Genomic DNA, 24,270 nt, shown 5'->3' on the forward strand with positions numbered 1-24,270 from the left:
CCTCTAGCCGACATCGGGATAGCCGGACACCATGCGCCCGCCGGGTTTCTTTGATGCGGCTTCCCGCAATAGTTTCGGCACTTCGGGAGAGATCATCGCGATATCGCTTTCGTGTTTGAGGAGCACGTTCAGCGTGTCGCGGACGAAGGATTCATCCAGGGCTGTGGAATGCAGCAGCAACAGGGTTTTTGCCCAGTCCACCGTTTCGGCGATCGAGGGCCGCTTCTTGATGTCGACTTCGCGCACCGACTGGACGAAGGAGACGAGCTGATCCAGCAATGCCTCCTCAATCCCGTCGACCCGCGCACGGACGATGCGGCGTTCGCGGGCGTGGTCGGGGAAGCCGATGTGCAGGTGCAGGCAGCGGCGCTTCAGGGCGTCGCCGAGTTCGCGGACATTGTTGGAGGTCAAAATGACGATCGGGGGAACGTTGGCGCGGATGGTTCCGATTTCCGGGACGGTCACCTGATAGTCCGACAGGACTTCGAGCAGGAAGGCCTCGAATTCCTCGTCCGATTTGTCGATTTCGTCGATCAGAAGGACCGAGCCGGCTTCCTGTTTCATCGCGGTCAGGAGGGCGCGGGACTCGAGGAATTGTTCGGAGAAGAACAGGTCTTCGAACGAAGACAGTTTGCCGAGCGAGGCCTGCAGGGTTTCCGCGTCGCCGATGACGTCGTTGAGCTTCTCTTTCAGGATCTGGGTGTAGAGAAGCTGTTTCCCGTATTTCCACTCATACAGCGCCTTGCCCTCATCGAGGCCCTCATAGCACTGCAGCCGCAACAGGGGCAGGTCGAGCCAGCGGGAGAGGGAGGCGGCGAGGTCTGTCTTGCCGACGCCGGCCGGGCCTTCGATCAGGATGGGTTTGCGCAGGCCGTGGGCCAGGAACACGGCGGTCGAAATCTGCCGGGTCGAGATATAGCCGACGCCTTCGAGGCCCGCCGAAATCGCGTCCACGGAGGTCATGGGCTCGTAGCCGGTAACAAGGTCTTTTGCCATTGTTACAGGGGTAGGGCGGGGGCCGGGGGCTGGCAAGCCGTGTCGCGGGGGCAGGGCCAGCGCGGGCGGCCGGAGACGCGGGCGCGTTCCGGCAAAAGGGCTGGATTTGCTGCAGGTTCAGCTGGTATCCGGCCAGCGCTCGAGCGCCGCTTTCAAGAGGCGCGGCAGCACCGCCGTGACCAGGCTGAACTTCGTGCCGAGGCGCTGGCGCCCGGTGAAGGGCGCAATGTGCGGCCGGTGCTCGCCTGCCGCCTGCCAGCGTTGCAGCGTGCGCGCGAGGCGAAGGGCGTGGCGTTCAGGGTGTTCCATCAGGCGATGCAGCGCCGCCCATCGGGCAAGGGCCGGGGCGGCGGCCACCGGGCCGGCGGCAAGGCTCCGGTCAACACTCCGCAGACGCTCCGGGAAGGCTCCGGAAAGGCCGGGCACCAGCGGCAGGCGGTAACGAGGCGCGCGGAGGGCGCCGGGAGCCTTCCCAACAGGTTGGGGCACCGATGCGGCCGCGCGCGGAGCCGCCGGCGGCACCTGCATCGACAGGGCCATGAGGAAAATCAGGCGGCGGACCAGCACCGCGATCTGGCGAAACCCGGCCATGCAGCGCCGCCGCGCGGCCTTGGTCAACGTCTCAGGCCGCAGGTGCAGCTCCGCCCGCGCGGCGACATCCATCAGCACATCGCGTGCGGTGGCAAACCCCTGTTCGATGAAGTCGGCATGATCGCTCATGCACGGAAGATGCCCCTGTCCCGGGGCCTGCCGGATAGAGGGGACATGCCAGGGCGTATTTATTGAGAAAGACGGCCTGCGCGAGGTGGATAGCGTTCCGTTTTTTCCTGCGACCATTCTTCCCGGCGCAAGGCGCGTATCGGCCCGATTGCGAAATGCTTTAGTCGCATATCGAACGGCAGTTCGGTCCTGGACGCTGACATTGGCGGGCTGAGCATCCAAAGACAGATATTCGCCGGAAGTAGACATTTGGATTGCAGCAGCGGACGGCAGCTGAAGGCGCAGAAGCGGACGTTGCGCTTTGGAAAAGCTGCCAATGGCTAGCTATCTAGAGGTCTGGCCCAATTATCCGAGCGATACCTTCGTTTCCATTCTGCTGTAAGTCGAACAGGCTTGTTCCATTAACTATGGGCAAAGACATCATCGGTGCGATCAAACAACCGGTAGCATGGTTTTCATCTTGCCAGCTTCGACTGACCACGCCCTTCGTGAGTGCGCCTCCACCAACCAATATTGGCCCTCCGCTCATTTTACCCGGGATTTTCGCATTGAACTCAAAGTTTGGGCCGGGAGTGGAGTTTTGCTTCTTACTTATGTTGTCAGGAAGAATATTTGTAACGGCGCCTACTGAAACAAACAGTTCAGGTTGGTAATCGTCCCCTTCCAATCGAATGTTCCGCATTTCTGCATATCCGATCGCAACGGCTCGGTCCCCGATTGCAACACTATGAAGACCAATGTTCAGCGGCTGGTAGGGACCGATAAGCGGTTGCTCCCGTACCTTGCAAAGTCCTACGTCATGAAGCAGCCGAAATTCTGGCCTTTGGTGAAACAATGGGCTTTCTAGATTTCCCCCCCAATGAGAAGTCCACTGGAATGGACACAGGAACCAATTAGCTTCACGCATCGCTGGGTGAATATCTAGCGGCGCATTTCTCATCGCTGGGTTGGCGGGCAGCATTGCTCCAAAAACCAGCGAATCGCTGAGCTTATGAGTGCCATTTTCTATCTCAGTCACCGACGAATAGTTTTCATCAATCGGGTCACGCAAAACGTGAGCGGCTGTCAGCAAATACCCAGAAGCGCTTATAAAGAAGCCCGTGCCAATGCAACGTGCCTCGTCGTCACCCTTGTTCCAAGCAACAATTGGAACGATGCTCTGGCGCAGTAGAAACTCTGTCGTTCCGAACGAACTAAAGAAGTCACTCGAAGATGAGCCTGGCCGATCAGACAAGAGTTCGATTTCACTTTTTATTCTAAAGAATTCTGTCGCGAAGCCTTCTCGGGGCTTTAGGTCCAGCCCCTTCAAGTCTTGGACCGCCCATCTCCCAGCCTCATTCCTCCTCCACCTGGATTTCAGAATCCCTATTTCTTGAGATTGAGCTTCTTCCATATGGCCAGTTTAGCCTATGAGTGGGTCGCCTTCAAAGCTGGCAATTGGCTCAAGGATTTGCCCGCAACGCTCTGCTTTTCGCTTCGCCTCTGCGATCGGCCAAATCGTGTCCAACCGAAGTTCAATCCCAGCGCTTTGAAATTACCCAAGTCGGTCGCTCGTAATGACTGGTTTCGGGATCAAGCTGCCGTTCGAGTCAAAACTGCCGACCGTCTGCATAGGGCCAGTTCTGGCCGGTGAACGGACTTTGGCTGAGCGCCTGCTTGTGTGCCCAAGGCGGACGGTTGCCGATCAGGGGCTTAGGTGGGAGGCGAAGCCGATGTTTGCCCTTCGAGTTTGCGTAAGCTGATGACGGTGGTGGAGATTACTTTGCTCAACCCGCCCCACGCCATTATGAGATGACGCCACAGGATGACGCCCGCGGCTTCAGCGGCTAAGCCTCCCCTCATGTCTGTCGCCCGGATTCTCTTTACGCTGCCCCTGCCGGAGCCGTTCGATTATGCGGTGCCGCCGGGCATGGAGATTGCCGAGGGGAGTTATGTGGCGGCGCCCGTGGGGCCGCATGACCGGTTGGGAATCGTGGTCGAGCTGCTGGACGATTCGGTGGCGGAGGGCCGCACGCTGAAAGAGGTGGCGGAGGTGTATCCGACGCCGCCGATGACGAAGCCGATGCGGGACTTCCTGTCGTTTGCGGCGCGTTACACGGTGAGCCATCCGGGGCAGATCCTGTCGATGGCGCTGAGGGCGCGCAGCGGGCTGCTGCCGTCACCTGTCGAGACGGTGTATGAGGCGACGGGCGCCGAGCCGCCACGCCTGACGGAAGCGCGCGGCAAGGTGATGGAGGTGGCCGAGCGGTCGGCGCCGATGAGCGCCGCGGCGCTGGCAGAGGCGGCGGGCGTTTCCTCCGGCGTGGTAAAGGGGCTGGCCGAGGCGGGCGCACTGCGGGCAGCGGAGGTGGAGACCGATCCGCCGTTCCCGGAGGCGCGGACCGACCTGAAAGGCGCGACGCTGACGGCCGAGCAGGCCGAGGCGGCGGAGGTGCTGCGCGTCGCGGCGCGGGCAGGCGGGTTCCAGCCTTTCCTGATCGACGGCGTCACCGGCTCCGGCAAGACGGAAGTGTATTTCGAGGCGATTGCGGAAGTTCTGAAGGCGGACCCGGAGGCGCAGGTGCTGGTGCTGCTGCCGGAGATCGCGCTGACGCAGGCGATCCTGTCGCGGTTCGAGGCGCGGTTCGGGGCGCCGCCCGCGCCGTGGCACTCGGGCCTCTCCGACAAGGAGCGCCGGCGCACCTGGCGCGAGACGGCGCATGGGCGCGCGCGCATCGTGATCGGGGCGCGCTCGGCGCTGTTCCTGCCGTTCCGCAAGCTGAAACTGGTCATTGTGGACGAGGAACACGATGGCAGTTTCAAGCAGGAGGATGGCGTCACCTATCATGCGCGGGACATGGCAGTGATGCGGGCGAAGCTGGAGGAGGCGATGGTGGTGCTCGCCTCGGCGACGCCGTCGCTGGAGACGATGGTGAATGCCGAGATGGGGCGGTACCAGCGGCTGAAGCTGTCGGCGCGGCCGGGATCGGCGCGGCTGCCGGATGTGGAGCTGGTGGATCTGCGGGCGGACCCGCCGCCGAAGGGGATGTGGCTGTCCTCGCGGCTGGTGAACGAGATGCGCGCGACGCTTGCGGCAGGGGAGCAGACGCTGCTGTTCCTCAACCGCCGGGGCTATGCGCCGCTGGTGATCTGCAAGGCGTGCGGGGAGCGGCTGAAGACTCCGGGTACGGAGAATTGGCTGACGGAGCATCGCTATTCCAACCGGCTGGTGTGTCATGTCACCGGCTATTCGATCCTGAAGCCGAACATGTGCCCGCATTGCGGCGCGAAGGATTCGCTGATGGGCGTCGGGCCGGGCGTCGAACGGGTGGCGGAGGAAGTGCGCGTGCTGATGCCGGAGGCGCGGATCGAGATTTTCTCGTCCGACACGGCGCAGGGCGGCGAGGCGACGCGCGGCATTGTCGAGCGGATGGAGCAGGGCGAGATCGACGTGCTGATCGGCACGCAGATCGTTGCCAAGGGGCACAATTTCCCGAACCTCACGCTGGTGGGCGTGGTGGATGCCGACAGCGGCATGAAGGGCGGAGACCTGCGCGCCGGCGAGCGGACCTACCAACTGCTGAGCCAGGTGGCGGGCCGGGCGGGGCGGGCCGAGCGGCCGGGGCGGGCGCTGGTGCAGACCTATGCGCCGGACAATCCGGCGATGCTGGCGCTGGCCGATGGCGACCGCGACGGCTTCCTGCAGATCGAGCGGGACGTGCGTGCGGAACTTGGACTTCCCCCCTTCGGGCGGCTCGCGGCGGTGATCCTGTCGGCGCCGACGGCGGAGATGGTGGACGAGGCGGCGCGGAACATCGGCGGCCTCGCGCCGAACGGGGAGGGGGTGGAGCTGTACGGGCCCGCTCCTGCGCCGATCACGGTGCTGCGCGGCCGTCACCGGCGGCGCTTCCTGGTGAAGGCGCCGCGCAATGTGGACCTGTCGGCCTATATGATGGCGTGGCTGGCGAAGCTGAAAATACCCTCCGCCGTCAGAATGTCTGTCGACATAGACCCCTATTCTTTCCTTTGATCCGTACACGGCTGGTGCTAGACTCCGGCCATGCTGTCGCTCGTGGAAATGCGGAATATCGCGAAATCTGTTGCGCCGACGACAGAGGCGCACTGGCGGCGTCTCGATTTCTCGAGCTGCGGGGAGTATGAGGACTGGTGCCTGATGCGCGGCTTTACCGGCGGGGGCGGGCCGAAAAGCTTTCTGCGCAAGCTGAACGAAGCCTCGGTCCGTTATCTGGAGCTTGAGCGCGACCTCCGGAGCGCGCGCCATTTCCGTTCGCCGGAAGTCCTGATCGAGGCGATCTGCTCAGGCCGGCTGCGGCACTGGGAGGTGCGGCATCGGCCGTTGCAGGCGGCCGCGGAAATCATCCAGGAAGCGGGGCTGGATGATCTTGAGGCCGATGCGCTGCAGCACATGCTGCGCTGCCTGTCGCGCCAAGGGCCGCTAATGACCATGACCGTGCCGGATGCGACCGGCATTCCCGCCATGCATGCGCTGATCGCGCTGAACGATTACCGGGCCTGGTGGGTGCGTCCGCTGGAGGCGTGGCGGCCGCCGCAGGGCAGCGCCGGGGAGATTCTTTCCAGCCTGGTGCGCCACCTGCTGGACCGGTTCGGCGATGTGCCGCGCTTCATGGACAGCGCCTGGCTGCGCCGGGACGAGGTGGGCGCTCAGGTGCGGGCGGCCTATGTCCAGCTTGGCCGGGGCGGCAGCCTGAAGGAGGCCGGCCTGCCGGCGCCGCTCACCCGGCGCATGCTGCACGCGCTGAGGGACGCCCCGGTGGAGTATTCGGTCGAGCGGGCGATACGCAGGGCGCAAGCGCTGGCGCACGGCCTGACCGGCGAGGCGCTGGCGGCGTTGCTGGACACCGGCCTTGCCCGCGACGTCTCCGAGTGGGCCTTCTGGGATGGATTCGTCCGGTTCCTTGCCGCCAATCCGGATATTCCGCCCTACCAGATCGGCCCGCTGGTCGATTTCGTGCGGGCGCAGCGGTTCGGTCTGCCGGGGCTGGTCGTGCACGAGGGGGCTGAACTGCAGGCGCCGGAAGAGGGCTTCAGCCTTCGTGGCCGGACCGGGGCCAGCCTGATCCGCCAGATGGAGGACTGGCACAGGCAACTGGGGGCGGCTCAGTCCGAATTTGTCCGGTTCGCCAAGGTCCGCGTGGAAGAGATCCATGTCAGCGCCAGTGGGCCCGAGGGGCCGGTCGACTGGCATTTCCAGCGGCTTGGCGATTCGTGGCAGCTGGCGGAAGAGGGCCGCGTGATGCGCCACTGCGTGGCCACGCGGGACGATGTGTGCCGCAGTGGAGCGCACAGCATCTGGCGGGTTCGCCGCATTGCCGGGGGCAAGAACGAGCACCGGCTGACGCTGGAGACCATGCGGAACGGGTCTGTGGTGCAGGTCAGGGGCTTCGCAAACAGGTATCCTACCGAGGAAGAAGCCGCTGCGGTGCGCCGGTTCTGCCTGCTCCACCAGGAGGCCCTGAAGCCCGGCCCCAAAGGCTAACGGCGAGAGGGGCTTGGCGGCCTCGTCACCCGTTTGTCATTTCGCCGCAGACATTGACGCTTTGGCCATGTTGTCAGGCCAGATGACTGATGCTAAGCGGCGCACAGTTTTCATGGGCGCGGGGCTTTGAACCGCAGCCCTGTTTGCTGTTTCCGGGCCATTTTGCCCATTTCAACCACGGACGAACGCCCCTTGGCTGGATCAAAGATGACTCACGCGAACGAAGCAGCGCGCCGCTATGCGACCGCGCTGTTCGAACTCGCTCAGGACAAGGGCGACCTCGCCAATGTCCATAAGGATTTCAAGGCCTTTGTAGCGCTTGCTGCAGGGTCTGAGGATCTCACGCGCCTGCTGAACTCGCCGGCTTTTGCCCGCGACGACAAGGTCAGGGCCCTGACGGCAGTGGCCAAAAAGGCCGGTCTTGGCGACCTGATGACCAAATTCCTCGGCACCATGGCCGGCAACGGCCGGGCGGGGGATGTGACCGGTGCCCAGATCGCCTTTGACGAGCTTTACGCAAAGCAGCGCGGCGTGAAACGCGCCGTTGTGCGCACCGCCAAGGAAATGACCGGCGCCGAGCGCCAGCGCATCGAATCAATCCTCGCCAAGGCCGTTGGCGGCGAGGTCGAACTGACCAGCGAGGTCGATTCCTCGCTCATCGGCGGCATCCAGCTGCGGATCGGCTCTCAGCTGATCGACGCCAGCCTTGCCGCCAAACTGGAACGCATGAACACCGCCATGAAGGGAGCTTAGTCGCTCGATGGATATCTCAGCAGCAGAAATCTCCGGCATTCTGAAGTCGCAGATCGAGAATTTCGGCGTTGAAGCCGAAGTTTCGGACGTTGGCCAGGTGCTGTCGGTGGGCGACGGTATCGCCCGTATCTACGGTCTCGACAGCGTGCAGGCCGGCGAGATGGTCGAGTTCGACGGTGGCATCAAGGGCATGGCCCTGAACCTCGAAAACGATAACGTCGGCGTCGTGATCTTCGGCGACGACCGCGACATCAAAGAGGGCGACACCGTCAAGCGCCTGGACGAGATCGTGTCGGCACCGGTTGGCAAGGGCCTGCTCGGCCGCGTCGTCAACCCGCTGGGCGAGCCGATCGACGGCAAGGGCCCGATCGACGCGACGGATCGCGCGCGCGTGGACGTGAAAGCACCGGGCATCATCCCGCGGAAATCCGTGCACGAGCCGATGATGACCGGCATCAAGGCCATCGACGGCATGATCCCCGTCGGCCGCGGCCAGCGCGAGCTGGTCATCGGCGACCGCCAGACCGGCAAGACTGCCATCTGCATTGACACCATCCTGAACCAGAAGCCGACCAATGACGCGGCCAAGAACGACAGCGAAAAGCTGTTCTGCGTCTACGTCGCCATCGGCCAGAAGCGTTCCACCGTGGCGCAGGTCGTCAAGACGCTCGAAGAGCGCGGCGCGCTTGAGTACACGATCCGTTTCGGCAACGTCCGAGCCGGCCCCGCTGCAATACCTCGCACCGTTCACCGGCTGCGCCATGGGCGAGTGGTTCCGCGACAACGGCATGCACGCCCTGATCATCTATGATGACCTTTCCAAGCAGGCTGTGGCTTACCGCCAGATGTCCCTGCTGCTGCGCCGCCCGCAAGATGACCAAACCTATCCGGGCGACGTTTCTACCTGCACTCGCGCCTCCTCGAGCGCGCGGCAAAACGAACGACGACAATGGCGCCGGTTCGCTGACGGCCCTGCCGATCATCGAAACCCAGGCCAACGACGTGTCGGCCTACATCCCGACCAACGTGATCTCGATCACCGACGGCCAGATCTTCCTTGAAACTGACCTGTTCTACCAGGGCATCCGCCGGAAGCCGTGAACGTCGGCCTCTCGGTGTCGCGCGTGGGCTCCTCGGCCCAGACGAAAGCGATGAAGAAAGTTGCCGGCTCGATGAAAGGCGAACTCGCCCAGTACCGCGAGATGGCCGCCTTCGCGAAGTTCGGCTCCGACCTCGACGCCGCGACGCAGAAGCTGCTGAACCGCGGCGCCCGCCTGACCGAACTCCTGAAGCAGCCGCAGTACTCGCCGCTGCTGATGGAAGAGCAGGTCTGCGTGATCTACGCCGGTACGCGCGGCTATCTCGACCGCATCGAGCTGAAGGACGTCACCCGCTACGAGAAAGAGCTGCTGGCTCACCTGCGTGGCACCAAGGCTGACCTGCTGAAGAAGATCCGTGAAGAGAAAGCCCTCACGGACGACATCGAAGCCGGGATCAAGAAAGCCCTGGACGACTTCACCGCGAAGTTTGCCTGAGCCCCGAAAGACTGAGCACGAACTGGAAGGCCTGAAATGCCCAGCCTGAAGGACCTTAAAAACCGGATCGGAAGCGTGAAATCCACGCAGAAGATCACCAAGGCCATGCAGATGGTGGCCGCGGCGAAGCTGAAGCGCGCGCAGGACGCCGCGACGGCTGCGCGGCCCTATGCCATGCGCATGGCATCGGTGCTGGCGAACCTGTCCGCATCGGCAGGCGCCGGCGGCCCGAAACTGCTGACCGGCACCGGCAGCGACCAGACCCACCTCGTCGTCGTCATGACGGCCGAGCGCGGCCTGGCCGGCGGCTTCAACGCTTACACCGCGAAGCTGGCCCGCCAGACGATCAAGGAGCTGCAGGCCGAAGGCAAGACCGTGAAAGTCCTGACCGTCGGCAAGAAAGGCCGCGAGCAGCTGAAGCGCGACTGCGAAAGCCTGTTCGTCGGCCATGTCGACCTGTCGGGCGTGAAGGGCGGCGACTTTACCGAATCCGCCATCGCCCTCGGCCACAGCCTGACCAAGCGGTTCGACGATGGCGAGTTCGACGTTGCGACGCTGATCTATTCGCAGTTCAAGAACGTCCTGAGCCAGGTGCCGACGGCCCAGCAGCTGATCCCGGCTGCCGCCCCGGCGGAAGCGGAAACCGTTGACCTCGGCGGCGCGATCTATCGCTACGAGCCTTCGGAATCCGACATTCTGGAAACCCTGCTGCCGCGTTACATCAACACGCAGCTTCTGTCGGCAATGCTGGAAAGCGCGGCCGGCGAGCAGGCGAGCCGCATGACCGCCATGGACAATGCGACCCGCAACGCCGGCGACATGATCAACAGCCTCTCGCTGCAGTACAACCGTGCACGCCAGGCCCAGATCACCAAAGAACTCATCGAAATCATTTCGGGCGCTGAAGCGCTCTAGCCCTCAAGAAGATACCCGCTCCAAAGGAGACGACCCGCATGAGCATTCCCGCAAACGCCAAAGGCCGTGTTTCCCAGGTCATCGGCGCCGTTGTCGACGTCGAGTTCGACGGCGAACTGCCGGCCATCCTCAACGCCCTCGAAACCGAGAACAACGGTTCGCGCCTCGTGCTGGAAGTGGCCCAGCACCTCGGCCAGAACACGGTGCGCACGATCGCCATGGACTCGACCGAAGGTCTCGTCCGCGGCCAGCCGGTTGCCGATAGCGGCAAGCCGATCAACGTGCCGGTGGGCCCGAAGACGCTCGGCCGCATCATGAACGTCATCGGTGAACCGATCGACGAACTCGGCCCCATCGGTTCGGACATGACCCGCGCCATCCACGCCCCGGCACCGGCCTTCGTCGACCAGTCGACCGAATCCGAAGTGCTCGTCACCGGCATCAAGGTCGTCGACCTGCTCTGCCCCTACGCCAAAGGCGGCAAGATCGGCCTGTTCGGCGGCGCCGGCGTTGGCAAGACGGTTCTGATCATGGAACTGATCAACAACATCGCCAAACTGTTCGGCGGCTACTCGGTGTTCGCCGGTGTCGGCGAGCGGACCCGCGAAGGTAACGACCTCTACCACGAGATGATCAGATCAAGGTTTACGCTCAACCTGGAAGGCGAAAGCCGCGCGGCCCTCGTGTACGGCCAGATGAACGAGCCCTCCGGGCGCCCGTGCCCGCGTCGCGCTGGACTGGCCTCACCCAGGCCGAATACTTCCGCGACGAAGAAGGCAAGGACGTGCTGTTCTTCGTGGACAACATCTTCCGCTTCACCAGGCCGGTGCAGAAGTGTCCGCACTGGCCGTATCCCGTCCGCTGTGGGCTACCAGCCGACGCTGGCCACCGACATGGGCCAGCTGCAGGAGCGCATCACCTCGACGACCAAGGGCTCGATCACCTCGATCCAGGCAGTCTACGTTCCGGCTGACGACCTGACCGACCCGGCGCCTGCGACCTCGTTCGCCCACCTTGACGCCACGACGGTTCTGTCGCGTGCGATCTCGGAAAAGGGTATCTACCCGGCCGTGGACCCGCTGGACTCCACCAGCCGTATTCTCGACCCGCTGGTCATCGGCGAAGAGCACTACCAGGTTGCCCGTGGCGTTCAGGAGATCCTGCAGAAGTACAAGGAACTGCAGGACATCATCGCCATCCTCGGCATGGACGAACTGTCGGAAGAAGACAAACTCGTCGTGGCCCGCGCGCGGAAAGTGGAACGCTTCCTGTCGCAGCCGTTCGACGTGGCCGAAGTCTTTACCGGTTCGCCGGGCGTGCAGGTGAAGCTCGAAGACACGATCAAGGGCTTCAAGGGCCTGATCGCCGGCGAGTATGACCACCTGCCGGAGCAGGCCTTCTACATGGTCGGCAACATCGACGAGGCGAAAGCCAAAGCTGCCAAGATGATGGCAGACGCATAAGCGGACAGAACGAATGGCCGATAAACTTCACTTCTCGCTCGTTTCGCCTGCGAAGGAGCTGTTCTCCGGAGAGGTCGATCATGTGATCGCTCCGGGCACGGACGGTGAGTTCGGCGTGCTGGTGAACCACGCCCCGTTCATGACGACGCTGAAGAACGGTGTCGTGCGTGTGCTGGAAGGCGATACGGTCAAGATGCGCATTTTCGTGCGTGGCGGCTTTGCGGATATCACGTCCGCGGGCCTGACCATCCTCGCGGAAGAGGCCCGCTTGCTGGACGGCCTGAAGGTCGAAGACGTGCAGGCCGAACTGGACGCGACGCTTCTGAAGATCCAGTCCCTGGACAAGGAAGATTCCGCCCGTGCCACGGCGAAGGAACACTACGACTATCTCGAAAGCCTGAAGGCGGCGATGGTCAACTAGGCCTGGAACAGACAGTCTTCGTCTGCTCCGCAGGAAAGATATGGGCCGCTGATTTGATCAGCGGCCCATTTGTTTAGGGCTGTCGCGGCAAAAGGTGGTGCCGACCCATCCAGCTAACCTTCAGATTTTGCGGAATATTTTGTGTTTTTCGCCTGACTGAGGGCGATACGGTACGGATCGTGCATCACGTTGACCCCTGCTTCCATTACAAGGTGAGCAACGGTCACAGAATGAACCGCCAAATCCTTATCAGTATCTCGAACCTGACGCCGCACATGCCGGACCACTACATGTTGTCGGCATTGATGCGCCTGTGGCGCGAAAAGGGCCTGCAGGTCGAGTGTAACGACACCTATGCCGAACGTGCGGATGTCTGCATCCTGCATCATGACAAGACGCGCCTGAACCAGAGCGAGCTTGCCCAGGCGCCGGCCGGGACCGCCGTGCTGAACGGCAATGTTCTCGATATATCCAAGACCCATATTTCCGTCCTTCGAACAAGCGAGCGCGACGACTGGAATGGACCGGTCATCGTGAAAACCGACCTCAACCATTTCGGCGTTCCGGAAGGTGGGAAGTCTGAACGGATCGGCCTCATGTCGTCGCTGTGCAGCAAGGTGCGCAGCCGGCTCTCCAACCGATCGTGGCGGTTGGCCCGCCAGTTGCCGCCCGGTTTTTACCCGGTGTTGCGGCACAAGGATGATGTTCCGGGCTGGGTCTGGAACGACGATAGCCTGATCGTGGAAAAATTCCTGCCGGAACGCACCGGGGACGGATTATATGGCGTGCGCGGCTGGATTTTCTTTGGCGACAAGGAGTATGCCTATCGCAACCTGTCTCCGGATCCGCTGGTGAAGGTGGCGACAACCGAGCGCCACGAATTCTTCTCTGACATCCCAGAAAACCTGCGCGCCATTCGTGAGCAAATGGGGTTCGACTACGGCAAATTCGACTATGTCGAGCATGACGGGAAGGCCTTTCTGCTCGATGCAAACAAGACACCTTCGTTTGGCCATTCGAATGCGACGAACTCGCCGCGTATCCGGTCGCTGGCGGAGGGGATCGAGGCCTACATATGAAAGCGATAGAAGCCTCCCTCGTTTCCACGCTCGGGAAACGCTCGCTCCTGCCCGCCGGTGTCGCGTTTGCGCCCCGTGTGGATGTCGCGCAGCTGAGGTTTCTGGGCGTGCCGGCAAGTGCTGCGGATACGGTTTCGACGACGATGATGGGCGGTATGAATGGCCGGGTGACGGTTCGACACAAGGGCTGTGCCACGTCGGAGACCCTCGGTATGATCGCGCGATCGGGCATCGAGGTGGCTGAGGACATGCGGACATTCTCGACGCCGGAAGAAGCCTATCGGCATGCCCGCAGCCTGGTCCGCGAAGGCCACAAGCTGGCATGGCCATATCCGCCCCGAAAAGGAAGGTATCCGGAGGCAGCAAATTATGTGTCCCCGCGCCTCTGGCGGAAACTGAATTCCAAACGGAACCTGCCACTCATTGTGCCAAGCGAATACCTGGCAGACCGGTCAATCATCAGTATGGATACAGAATCGATCCCGGATATTCCCGTGCCCTGCTACATCAAGTCAGGTGGCGATATGCCAACCGGCATGGGCTATGCGGTGCGTTATTGCGAAAGCCGGGACGAGGTCAGAGCGGCCTGGGACTTCTTCAAATCCCTTGATGGCGTGGATGAGATCATCGTGGAGGAAGCGGTGTCTGTAAGGGGCTGCTGGTGTGTCAGCCTGTCCATCGAAGAAACTGGCGTGCGGTATCTGGGGGCTGCAGAACAATTGTTCTCGTCGCCCGCGCGCCAGATCGGGAACATCATCGATGACGACGATCCGTTCCCGATGGAAGGCGTGAAGGCAGCGATCGAGATCGGTGAGAACGCGAAGACGATGGGGTTCAGAGGTCCGGCTGGTATGGATATCGGCGTCTCTGAGGACGGGCGGATTGTTGTCTTCGATCCGAACTTCCGTCCGCAGGGCTCGACCCAGCAAACGCTGTTCCACCCTGCCGCAGCAAAGCGGGGCAGGTTCCGCGCGAGCCGTTCGCTCAATGTGAATTCCGGCCTGAATATCAGCGATGCCGAACGCGCGCTGCGCCGTCATATCGATTCCGGTCGCCTCGTCATCTACCGAGCGATCGACGGGCGTGAAATGCCGTCGGTGCCCGATGCCTCGGTGGTAACGGGATTTGTCATGGGCGAAGACAGGGAAGATGCCAATCGTTGGCATGCGACGATCACGAAGTGCCTCGGCTGAGCGCGCGCTTGCCAGCCAGCGCCCCTAGTCGCCGGTGAATTCCGGGTCGCGCCCCTCGAAGAAGGCCTTGATGCCTTCACGGAAATCATCTGAGCGCTGCAGCAGGGCGAAGGCGTCGAGGTCGCGATGCGCCGTCGCCTTTGCGAGCGCGAGGGCGGCGATGTTGACGTCGTGCTTGACCATCTTGAGCGCCGTGGGCGGCAGGCGCACGGCGGCCTCGGCAATCTCGCGGGCTTTGTGCATGGCGGTGCCGGCCGGCACGACATGATCGGCAAGGCCCCAGTTCAGCGCCGTTGCCGCATCCACCTTCTCACAGAGGCCGGCGATGCGCTTGGTCCGGGCGGGGCCGACAAGCGCTACGAAGCGGGGGATGGAGCCCCAGCTCATGTTCATGCCACGCTCGACCTCCGGCACGTAGAAGGTGGCGTTTTCCGCCGCGACACGCAGGTCGCACGAGGTGGCGAGCGCCACACCGCCGCCGACGCACCAGCCTTCGACGGCGCAGATGGTGAGCGCGTCGATATTCTCCCACGCCTCGCACAGGCGCGGGCCGCGGCGCAGCAGGATCCGCCGCTCCTTGAGTGAGGATTTCGCCGCGGCGGTGCCGGCTGGGTCTTTCAGGTCGGCGCCCATGGAAAACTGGTCGTCCCGGCCGGTGAGGATGACGGCCGAGATTTCGGGGGCGTCATGGAACTGGAGGGCGGCCTCGGTCAGCTCCTGCATCAGTTGCTGGCTGAGGGCATTTGCCCGCGCGCCGGTGTCGAAGCGCACGGTGGCGATCCGGCCATCGATCTGTGTGCTGACGAGCGTGCTCATGCGGCCTGCGGGGGATGGTCCGCGGCATGGCGGATGAATTTGGCGAGTTTCTCTGCCGTTTCAGCGCCCTGGGCCGCGAACTGGCGATTGGCGATGTAGGTCGGCACGCCGGTGACGCCAACCTCGCGGAAGAATTTTTCCTCGGCGCGGACCGTCACCACATCGGCATCGGTTGACAGGAGGTCCGCGACGATGGTCGGGTCGAGGTCGATCTGGCGGGCGATGTCGACGAGGACGCCATGGTCGCCAATGTCGCGGCCGTCATGGAAAAAGGCCCGGAACAGCGCCTCCTTGGCGGCCGGTCCCTTGTGCTGGCCCTGCGCCCAGTGGACGACGCGGTGTGCATCGAGGCTGTTCGGGCGGCGGGTGATCTCATCGAAGCGGTAGGGGATGCCCTCGGCCTCGCCATAATCGACCAGGGCCTGGCGCATCAGGCCGGAGCGTTCTTTTGCCTCCGGTGAGCTGAATGCCTTGCGCATGTAGTCCTTGTAGTCGACGCCGCCGGCAGGAATGGTCGGGTCGAGCTCGTAGGGGCGGAAGATCAGCTCGACGTCCACATCCGGCACAAGCGCAATTGCCGCCTCTATCCGACGCTTGCCCAGCCAGCACCAGGGGCAGACGAGATCGGAGACCATTTCGATCACGACAGTCATGCCGGCACCGCCGTGGGCTCGGGCAGGCTGGCGGCCATCTTCAGCACACTGAGATAGCCTTGCCGCACTTCCATCCGGTCCGTGACACCCTTCCGGGCGAGGGCGCGGTGGGCAAAACCGAGGCGATAGCAGGGCATGTGCATGAACATATGATGCTCGCAGTGATAGTTGACCCAATAGGGCGCCAGCAGCAGGCCTTCGAGCGGATTGGCGAGCGTCGTGCGGGCGTGGCGCATCGGATCCATGTTGTCCGGCACGACGGCATGTTCGGCGATGTTGCGCAGGCGCGTGATCATCATCATCCAGGTCGCCATCGGCAACAGCCACAGGACGAACCATGCCCACCAGTGGCCAAGAGCGGCCAGCACGGCGAAAATGATCGCATTGGTAATCAGCATGGGGATCACTGCTTCGCGGGCGGACTGCGAACGGTTGATGTTGCCTTTGGTGGCTTTGATGCCGATGCCGAGGGCATTGGCGAACTGGTTTTTCCGCTGCTTCAGGAAGGTCTGGCCTGTCAGGTCACGGAGGATCTTGCGGCGCAGCGAGGATTTCGTGATCGGGAAGGGGGCAGAGAGGCCAAGGTCCGGGTCTTCCTGTTGCTGGGCGTATTTATGGTGTTTCAGGTGATAGTTCCGGTACTGGACCACATGACTGCCCATGGGGGCGCCGCACAGCCACTGGCCGAGGAAGTCGTTGATCTGTGCGTTCGAGTGCAGCGCGCCGTGCGCTGCGTCGTGCATCAGGATCGTCAGGCCCAGCTGGCGGGCACCGATCAGCATGACCGAAACCGGAATAAACCAGGGCGACCAGATGGACAGCGCCATGGCCGCAGCGATGACCGCCCAGGCGTGCAGGACAAGCAGCGGCCCCATCCAGTCATTTCGAGCGGAGACGCGTTCCCATTCTTCACGGGAAAACAGGTCGAGCGGGCGGATGCGGGCAGCAGCTGGCATGGCCGAAGTCTAAGCCAAACTGGCGCGCGCGTCACTCTTCGGGCGAGGTTTCCGTTGCGTCGGGTGGCGCAGGGGCAGGCAAGGGGACCTGATGCCCGGAGCGGGCGAGGGCGCGGCGCACATCGCTCAGCATCCATGTCTCGCCAGGCGGGACGCTCCCATCCTTTCGGATTTCGAGGCCGAACGGCAGGTGTACCTTGTCCGGCCTGCCGCCGACGATCTCCTGTTCGGCAAAGATGGATTTGGGCCTGGGCTCGGGCAGCATGGCGGCGACGGCAAAGCCGGCCGCGACAAGGGCGCCGGCCCAGACATTCGACTTGAACACGGCAAGCGCGTTGCGCTCGGCCGCTGCGCCGCGAAGCCGGCCGACCTGCAGGGCGGCATGGAAGAGGAAGGCAAGCGCGGTGACCGCGCCGACGCGCCCGGCCCCTTGCAGCGCGGCCGCCGCGGCGATCAGGGCAGCCGCGCCGAGATAGAAAAAGAAGCTGTAGATGACCGCATGCTTGCCGAAGAGGCGGGCTGTGGACTTCACGCCGACAAGGGCGTCGTCTTCCCGGTCCTGCAGCGCGTAGATCGTGTCATAGCCGATCGTCCACAGGGCGAGGCCGAGATAGAGCAGGACGGACGGCACGCCGATCACGCCCGCGGTCGCGACGCCGACAAGGACACCCCAGTTGAAGGTCGCGCCGAGCCAGGCCTGCGGCCACCAGGTAAACCGCTTCATGAAGGGGTAAAGCCCGACGAGTGGCAGCGCCAGCAGCGCGACGATCTTTGCGTCGCCCGGCAACAGCAGCCAGACGAGGAAGCCTGCCGCGAGCTGCGCACCGAGGAAGATATAGGCTTCGCGCAGCGTGACGATGCCAGCGGGCAGGGGGCGCCTTGCCGTCCGCTCGACACCGGCATCGATGTCCCGGTCCGTAATGTCGTTCCATGTGCAGCCCGCGCCGCGCATGGCGATGGCGCCCGCGAGGAACAGGAGGGCCCAGACGAAATCGAGGAGATGCAGGCCGGTGCCGGACCTGAGGCGGGCAAAGCCGAGGCCGATGACGCAGGGCAGCCAGAGCAGCCAGATGCCGACCGGACGGTCCCACCGGGCCAGCATGGCATAGGGCTGCAGCGCCGGCGGCAGGCTGGCGAGCCAGCCCGGCAGGGCAGTGTCGGCTGGAAGGGCGTTCGTCTCGGCCATGGCGCTGCTTATAACGCGGATTCCCGGTCCCAACAGCCGTATGCGCCTTTTACGCGATGGAGACGGTTTTCCGATTCATGAATGCGCGCATTCCGTCGGCGGCGAGCTCGCGGCCGTAGCCGGACGCCTTGACGCCGCCAAAGGGCAGGCGCGGGTCTGACGCCACCATGGAATTGACGAAGGTGGCGCCCGCATCGAGCTGCTGCACGGCCTGGTCAATGTCTGCATCGTCATTGGAAAAGAGGACGGAGCCGAGGCCGAAGGCACTGTCATTGGCGTGGGCAATGGCGTCGGCGAGGCTGTCGACCTTCCACAGGCTGGCGACGGGGCCGAAGAGTTCTTCGTGTGCTGCCGGGCTGCCTGCGGGGGCTTCGGCGAGGATGGCCGGGGCGAACCAGGCGCCGCTCTCGGGCAAATTGCGACCAGCAGTCAGGCGGACTGCGCCGGCGCTTTCCGATTCACTCACCTGTGAGGCGAGTTCGTCGCGGATTTTTTGCGTGGCAAGCGGGCCGATATCGGTGTCGCGTTGGGTCGGGTCGCCGACTTTCAAGGCGTCGAAGGCCGCGACGAAACGGCTGGTGAAGGCGTCGTACACGTCGGCATGCACGAAGAAGCGTTTGGCCGCGATGCAGGACTGGCCGGAGTTCTGGGTGCGGGCCTTCACGGCGGTGGCGACCGCCTTGTCGAGGTCGGCGGAGGGCATGACGATGAACGCGTCGGACCCGCCAAGTTCGAGCAGGCTGGGTTTCAGGCTGTCGCCCGCAGCCGCGGCAACGCTGCGCCCGGCCGGGCCGGAACCGGTCAGCGTGACGGCTTTGACCCGGCTGTCGCGGATGACGCCTTCTACGTCTTCGGAGCTGACCAGAAGCGTCTGGAAACAGCCCTCGGGAAAGCCCGCCTCGCGGAAGACGTCTTCGATGTCGAGGGCACAGCGCCAGACATTCGAGGCGTGTTTCAGGAGGCCCACATTGCCGGCCATGAGCGCCGGAGCGGCGAAGCGGAACACCTGCCAGAAGGGGAAGTTCCACGGCATGACGGCGAGCACAGGACCCATCGGCAGGTGGCGCACGAACGAATGGCTGGCTTCGGTCGGGATGATTTCGTCCTGCAGATAGGAACCGGCATGTTCGGCATAGTGGCGGCAGGCGGCGGCGCATTTCTTCACCTCGGCCTCGGCCTGGGTGATGGGCTTGCCCATTTCGCGCGTGATGGTCTGGGCAAAGCGGGAGACCTGGGCGTCGAGCACCTCTCCGGCGCGGTGCATGAGGCGGGCGCGTTCGTCGAGCAGCGTGGTGCGCCAGGAGGCAAACCGCCCTGTGGCCAGCCCGAGGGCGGCATCCACATCGGACGGGGTGTGCGGGGAGAAGGTCTCGACCATCTCGCCGGTTGCCGGATTGATGGACTGCGCTGTCTTGCCGGCCATGCCGTGCTCCTCTCTTTGCGTCCCGTTTCTTCGAGCCTATACCGCGCGCATGAGCAGCACGCCCCGACTTTTCGTTTCCGCCGGCCTTTCCGAAGGAGAGGCGGTCACGCTCGACGACGAGCAGTCGAATTACCTTTTGCGGGTTCTGAGACTGGCATCTGGGGCCGGAGTGCGGGTTTTCAACGGCAGGGACGGTGAATGGCAGGCCGAGATCGGCGCGGTGCAGGGCAAGCGGGCGAGCCTCGTTCCGGTGCAGCGTATGCGGTTGCAGCCGGGCCAGCCGGTGAGTGCGCCGACACTGCTTTTTGCACCGGTGAAAAAGGCCGAGACGGATTTCATCGTGGAGAAGGCGACGGAGCTGGGGGCGGCGCGGATCTGTCCGGTGCTGACGGACCGGACCCAGACGCGCACCGTGCGGCTGGACCGGTTCCACAAGATTGCCCTGGAGGCGGCCGAACAGACCGAGCGGCTGGACCTGCCGGAGATTTCCGAGCTCATGGCGCTGGCGACGGCACTGGATGGGCTGACGCCCGGAACCCGTGTGATCTTCTGCGATGAAGCCGGGGATGAAACGGACCGCCCGTGGGGCGGTGAGGCGGGCCGGGCCGGGCCCATCGCTGAGGTGCTGGCGGGGCTGGCGGTGACGCCTGTTGCCATCCTGATCGGCCCGGAGGGCGGGTTCACGGCTGAGGAACGCAACTGGCTGCGCGGGCGGGACGATACGATCGCCGTGAGCCTTGGCCCACGCATCCTGCGCGCGGAGACCGCGGTCGTCTCTGCATTGTCAGTGTGGCAGGCCCTGAAAGGCGACTGGCGCTAGTAGAACCAGCGCTTGATCGGCTTCGGCATGGTGCCTTCCCAGCGACGCTTCCAGTCGATGGCAAGGCCGACGCGGTGGTTGATCTTGCCGTCCCAGATCGGCTTCAGGCCGACCTTGGTGAGCGTGTCGAACAGGCGCTGCCCGATTTCGAGACACTCGTCATTGGTCGCTTCGGCGTTCGCCGCGCCGTAGGAGATGTAGAGGCTGCCGCTTTCGACGGCGCTTTCGGTATCCTGCTGGTGGAAGAAGACGTAGCCCTTGGCCGGCCGGCCGAGGGCCTCGTAGTCCTCGATTTCCGCGCCGATTTCGGAGGCGCCGCAGGTGCCGCAGCAAGTGAAATGCTGGCGCGCCACGACGCCTTCATCCTCAAGCATGTCGAAGGCCAGTTCCAGCTTGTCATAATCGGTCAGCACCGGCCATGCCTGCTGTTCCTGCACCAGGGCCGAGACGGCCTGGACCAGCGCGTTGCGGACTTCGATCTGCCGGTCGCGGTCAGACAGGGGCGAGCGGAAATCCTGCGCATAATCGAGCAGGATCTCTTCGATCTCCTCCAGGGGCTCATAGCCGCCGCGGATGTGGATGCGGGCCCACATCTTCAGATCGTCGCGCTCGTCGGCGGTCATTTTCGTCATGGCGGCGTACTCACATGCTTAACAGAAGAGTGAGAATAACCCGGTTGGCGGGCGAGCGAAACATCCTTATCTGCAAGCTTCAGGCTTGAGCCCAGGGAGGGTGCGGATGACCACGCCAACGGCGGATATTGACGAGGCGTCTCCGCGCATCGCCGGGAAACACGAACTCGTCGAATATCTTGAAGGGGGTAACAAGCCGGACCCCGGAACCTGGCGCATCGGCACGGAGCACGAGAAGTTCGGCTTCATCCGTGATGGACTGCGACCGCTTCCCTATGAGGGCAAGGCCTCGGTCCTGGCGATGCTGGAAGGCCTGCGCGACCGGTTCGGCTGGGAGCCGATCAATGAAGGCGGCCACCTGATCGGCCTGCAGCGCGACGGCGCGAGCGTGTCGCTGGAGCCGGGCGGCCAGTTCGAGCTTTCCGGCGCGCCTTTGCAGACAATCCATCAGACCTGCACCGAAGTCGGCCGGCACCTGGAAGAAGTGCGCCAGATTGCGGACCCGCTGGGCGTCGCCTTCATCGGCCTTGGGGCCAGCCCGATCTGGAGTCTTGCCGAGACGCCCATCATGCCGAAGGGCCGCTACAAGATCATGATGGAATACATGGACAAGGTCGGGCGTCTTGGCCGCCAGATGATGTTCCGCACCTGTACGGTCCAGACCAATCTCGACTTCGGCTCGGAAGCCGACATGGTGAAGAAGTTTCGCGTGTCGCTGGCGCTGCAGCCGCTGGGTACGGCGCTGTTTGCCAATTCGCCGTTCCTGGAAGGCCGGCCCAATGGCTTCCTGTCGTACCGCTCGCAGATCTGGACCGACACGGACCCGGACCGGACGGGTATGCTGCCCTTCGTGTTCGAGGACGGGTTCGGGTTCGAACAATATGTCGACTATGCTCTCGATGTGCCGATGTATTTTGTGCGGCGAGGCGGGAAGTATCTCGACGCCAGCGGCCTCAGTTTCAGGGATTTTATGGACGGCAAGCTGCCGATCCTGCCCGGCGAGCGGCCCGCCATGGACGACTTTGCCGACCATCTGTCGACGATTTTCCCGGAAGTGCGCCTCAAGCGATTCCTCGAGATGCGGGGGTCCGATGCCGGGCCGTGGTCACATCTTTGCGCGTTTTCCGCCTTCTGGACAGGTATCCTCTATTGCCCGACCTGCCTCGATGCGGCGTGGGATCTCGTGAAGGACTGGACGGCGGCGGAGCGCGAGGCGATGCGCCAGAGCGTCCGGACGCTGGGCCTCAGGACACCGGTGCCGGGCGGCCGCTCGATGCAGGATCTTGCCCTGGATGTGCTGGCGATCGCGCGTACCGGCCTGAAAAACCGGGCGAATCTCGGCCCCTCGGGCGACGACGAAACCGGCTACCTGCACGAACTGGAGGCCATTGCCCGCTCCGGCAAGACGCCCGCGGAACGCCTGCTCGACCGCTATTACGGCGACTGGAACCGCGACGTGCGCCGCGTGTTCAGCGAGCAGGCGTATTGAGGCAAAGGTATATTCTTCCCCGTCTGTGACCGCCAAAAAGCAGAAACTGCCTTGAGCCTTGCGAAATAGCAGGCTCAATATGCAAAATTCTGGGCAGTTTATGGGAGAAGCTGGTGACGGATCACGCGGTTGACGCGCATCACGGGCCTGAAAAGACATTTCTGGGCCATCCGACAGGACTGTTCGTCCTGTTCTTTACTGAAATGTGGGAGCGGTTTTCCTACTACGGCATGCGGGCCTTGCTGGTCCTTTACCTGACCAAGCATTTCCTGTTCGAGCGCGACGCGGCCTATGGCCTGTATGGCGCCTACACCACGCTGGTTTACATCACGCCGGTGATCGGCGGTTTCCTCGCCGACAGGTATCTGGGCGCGCGCAAGGCCGTCACGATCGGCGCGGTCTTCCTGGTGCTGGGCCATCTCGGCATGGCGATCGAAGGCGATCCGGTACAGACCGGGCAGGCGCCCGACAGCGGCGTCCTCAACATATTCTACTTCAGCCTTGCCCTGATCATCACGGGCGTCGGGTTCCTGAAGGCGAACATCTCGACCATCGTCGGTTCGCTCTACAAGAAGACCGATATGCGGCGGGATTCCGCGTTCACGATCTTCTATGTCGGCATCAATACCGGTGCGTTCCTTGGCGCACTGATCGCAGGCTATCTCGGCGAAACCTATGGCTGGGCCTATGGCTTCGGCGCGGCAGGTATCGGGATGCTGCTGGGACTGATCGTCTTCATCTGGGGCAAGCCTGCATTGCGTGGCGCCGGCGAGCCGGCAAATCCGAAGTTGCTGACGGAGAAGTTCCTCGGGCCGCTCAGCCGCGAGCATTCGATCTGGCTTGGCGCTATCGTGACGACGTTCATTGTCTGGTTCCTTGTGCGCAGCCAGAGCACCGTGAACACGCTGCTATTGGTCGCGATGATCGTGACCTATGTCTACATCGTCTGGCGTGCGGTGGCGAAACTGGACCCGCACCAGCGCAGCCGGATCATCGTGGCGCTTGTGCTGATATCCACGAACGTACTGTTCTGGGGCTTGTTCGAGCAGGCCGGCTCGTCTCTCAACATCTTCACGGATGAGCATGTCGACCGAAACCTGCTGGGCTGGGAAGTTCCGGCATCGATGTTCCAGTCGATCAATGCGTTCTACATCATGACGCTTGGACCGGTGTTTGCGGGCGTGTGGGTCTGGCTCGGGAAGAAGGGCTGGGAGCCCAGCGCGCCGATGAAGTTTGCCCTGGCACTGGTACAGCTCGGGCTCGGCTTCCTGGTTCTGGTCTTCGGTTCCAGCTCGGAAGCGATGACGCCGGTGATCTTCATTTTCCTGATCTACCTGCTGCACACGACGGGCGAGCTCTGCATGAGCCCGGTCGGGTTGTCGGCCATGACGCGCCTGTCGGTCACGTCCATGGTGGGGCTGATGATGGGCGCATGGTTCCTTGCCTCCGGCGCCGGTAATGCCGTGGCCGCCCTGATCGCGCAGGCGACCGCTTCCGGCGGCGAAGGCGTCGGCCAGGTGCTGTCCGTCTATTCGAAGGTCGGCTGGTTCGCGATCGGCGTCGGCGTCCTGTTCGCGGTCGCTTCGCCCTTCCTGACGAAGATGATGCACCTCGAAACGCTGGCAGACGATGCGGCTGAGGATGTCGGCACGGTCGACACGTTCGGATCGAACGTCGATCCCGGCGATTCCGCCAAGACGCTCGGCTAGTCTCGTCAGACCCC

The 24,270-nt window shown here is 63.5% G+C and carries 20 protein-coding genes and 1 pseudogene; 12 read left to right on the plus strand and 9 right to left on the minus strand.

The features are described 5' to 3' along the window. Positions 1–3 precede the first annotated feature (3 nt). From R3C13_RS12450 to R3C13_RS12460, 3 genes are all read right to left on the minus strand, one after another. Complete coding sequence (locus tag R3C13_RS12450) at positions 4–996, minus strand: AAA family ATPase (RefSeq protein ID WP_371311154.1); 993 nt, start codon at positions 994–996, stop codon at positions 4–6. 117 nt (positions 997–1,113) lie between these two features. After that, positions 1,114–1,716 (minus strand): hypothetical protein, encoded by a 603-nt coding sequence (locus tag R3C13_RS12455; RefSeq protein WP_371311155.1) that lies wholly within the window; start codon positions 1,714–1,716, stop codon positions 1,114–1,116. 328 nt (positions 1,717–2,044) lie between these two features. Further along, positions 2,045–3,025, minus strand: a complete 981-nt coding sequence (locus R3C13_RS12460) for a serine protease (RefSeq protein ID WP_371311156.1) — start codon at positions 3,023–3,025, stop codon at positions 2,045–2,047. 531 nt (positions 3,026–3,556) lie between these two features. On the opposite strand from R3C13_RS12460, the gene R3C13_RS12465 reads away from it, so the two are divergent. The 9 genes and pseudogenes from R3C13_RS12465 to R3C13_RS12505 all read left to right on the plus strand — a co-directional run bounded on the left by R3C13_RS12465 (position 3,557) and on the right by R3C13_RS12505 (position 14,572). Continuing rightward, positions 3,557–5,725, plus strand: coding sequence for a primosomal protein N' (locus R3C13_RS12465; RefSeq protein ID WP_371311157.1), 2,169 nt, complete (start codon positions 3,557–3,559; stop codon positions 5,723–5,725). A 30-nt stretch (positions 5,726–5,755) separates the two neighbouring features. Next, positions 5,756–7,213: a PcfJ domain-containing protein gene (locus tag R3C13_RS12470; protein ID WP_371311158.1), complete on the plus strand. Its 1,458-nt coding sequence runs from the start codon at positions 5,756–5,758 to the stop codon at positions 7,211–7,213. Positions 7,214–7,420: 207 nt separating this feature from the next. Further along, positions 7,421–7,966 (plus strand): ATP synthase F1 subunit delta, encoded by a 546-nt coding sequence (gene atpH / locus R3C13_RS12475; protein ID WP_371311159.1) that lies wholly within the window; start codon positions 7,421–7,423, stop codon positions 7,964–7,966. A gap of 7 nt (positions 7,967–7,973) precedes the next feature. Then, a pseudogene (atpA, locus tag R3C13_RS12480) lies at positions 7,974–9,501 on the plus strand (F0F1 ATP synthase subunit alpha). 36 nt (positions 9,502–9,537) lie between these two features. Next, a complete protein-coding gene (locus R3C13_RS12485) occupies positions 9,538–10,416 on the plus strand; it encodes a F0F1 ATP synthase subunit gamma (RefSeq protein ID WP_371311160.1) in 879 nt (292 codons plus the stop codon). 38 nt (positions 10,417–10,454) lie between these two features. Continuing rightward, positions 10,455–11,879 carry a F0F1 ATP synthase subunit beta gene (gene atpD, locus R3C13_RS12490; protein WP_371311161.1) on the plus strand — a complete coding sequence of 475 codons (1,425 nt, stop codon included), beginning with the start codon at positions 10,455–10,457 and terminating at the stop codon, positions 11,877–11,879. 13 nt (positions 11,880–11,892) lie between these two features. Continuing rightward, positions 11,893–12,300 (plus strand): ATP synthase F1 subunit epsilon, encoded by a 408-nt coding sequence (locus R3C13_RS12495; RefSeq protein WP_371311162.1) that lies wholly within the window; start codon positions 11,893–11,895, stop codon positions 12,298–12,300. A 230-nt stretch (positions 12,301–12,530) separates the two neighbouring features. Next, the gene (locus tag R3C13_RS12500) at positions 12,531–13,379 is read left to right on the plus strand and encodes a hypothetical protein (RefSeq protein WP_371311163.1); all 849 of its coding nucleotides are present in this window, start codon (positions 12,531–12,533) and stop codon (positions 13,377–13,379) included. Then, complete coding sequence (locus R3C13_RS12505) at positions 13,376–14,572, plus strand: hypothetical protein (protein ID WP_371311164.1); 1,197 nt, start codon at positions 13,376–13,378, stop codon at positions 14,570–14,572. The genes R3C13_RS12500 and R3C13_RS12505 overlap by 4 nt, the downstream gene beginning before the upstream one ends. Positions 14,573–14,596: 24 nt before the next feature. Here the strand turns inward: R3C13_RS12505 and R3C13_RS12510 are convergent, their stop codons facing one another. From R3C13_RS12510 to R3C13_RS12530, 5 genes are read right to left on the minus strand one after another with little or no spacing between them, the layout of a single operon-like run. After that, entirely contained in the window at positions 14,597–15,388 is a 792-nt protein-coding gene (locus R3C13_RS12510; RefSeq protein ID WP_371311165.1) for an enoyl-CoA hydratase/isomerase family protein, read from the minus strand. Then, a complete protein-coding gene (locus tag R3C13_RS12515; protein WP_371311166.1) occupies positions 15,385–16,041 on the minus strand; it encodes a DsbA family oxidoreductase in 657 nt (218 codons plus the stop codon). Before R3C13_RS12515 ends, R3C13_RS12510 begins: the two co-directional genes overlap by 4 nt. Next, complete coding sequence (locus R3C13_RS12520; RefSeq protein ID WP_371311167.1) at positions 16,038–16,997, minus strand: fatty acid desaturase family protein; 960 nt, start codon at positions 16,995–16,997, stop codon at positions 16,038–16,040. Before R3C13_RS12520 ends, R3C13_RS12515 begins: the two co-directional genes overlap by 4 nt. Positions 16,998–17,028: 31 nt before the next feature. Then, positions 17,029–18,183 carry a 4-hydroxybenzoate octaprenyltransferase gene (locus R3C13_RS12525; protein WP_371311168.1) on the minus strand — a complete coding sequence of 385 codons (1,155 nt, stop codon included), beginning with the start codon at positions 18,181–18,183 and terminating at the stop codon, positions 17,029–17,031. 49 nt (positions 18,184–18,232) lie between these two features. After that, entirely contained in the window at positions 18,233–19,606 is a 1,374-nt protein-coding gene (locus R3C13_RS12530) for an NAD-dependent succinate-semialdehyde dehydrogenase (protein WP_371311169.1), read from the minus strand. A 49-nt stretch (positions 19,607–19,655) separates the two neighbouring features. On the opposite strand from R3C13_RS12530, the gene R3C13_RS12535 reads away from it, so the two are divergent. Next, entirely contained in the window at positions 19,656–20,426 is a 771-nt protein-coding gene (locus R3C13_RS12535; RefSeq protein ID WP_371311170.1) for a 16S rRNA (uracil(1498)-N(3))-methyltransferase, read from the plus strand. Here the strand turns inward: R3C13_RS12535 and R3C13_RS12540 are convergent. Further along, positions 20,423–21,058 carry a hypothetical protein gene (locus R3C13_RS12540; RefSeq protein WP_371311171.1) on the minus strand — a complete coding sequence of 212 codons (636 nt, stop codon included), beginning with the start codon at positions 21,056–21,058 and terminating at the stop codon, positions 20,423–20,425. The two genes, R3C13_RS12535 and R3C13_RS12540, sit on opposite strands and share 4 nt — an antisense overlap. 106 nt (positions 21,059–21,164) lie before the next feature. Between R3C13_RS12540 and R3C13_RS12545 the strand changes: the two genes are divergently transcribed. Both R3C13_RS12545 and R3C13_RS12550 read left to right on the plus strand, forming a co-directional pair. Then, positions 21,165–22,547 carry a glutamate--cysteine ligase gene (locus tag R3C13_RS12545; protein WP_371311172.1) on the plus strand — a complete coding sequence of 461 codons (1,383 nt, stop codon included), beginning with the start codon at positions 21,165–21,167 and terminating at the stop codon, positions 22,545–22,547. A gap of 110 nt (positions 22,548–22,657) precedes the next feature. Beyond that, complete coding sequence (locus R3C13_RS12550) at positions 22,658–24,256, plus strand: peptide MFS transporter (RefSeq protein ID WP_371311199.1); 1,599 nt, start codon at positions 22,658–22,660, stop codon at positions 24,254–24,256. Positions 24,257–24,270: the final 14 nt, after the last annotated feature.

The organism is Hyphomonas sp., from assembly GCF_041398385.1.
Lineage (GTDB): Bacteria > Pseudomonadota > Alphaproteobacteria > Caulobacterales > Hyphomonadaceae > Hyphomonas.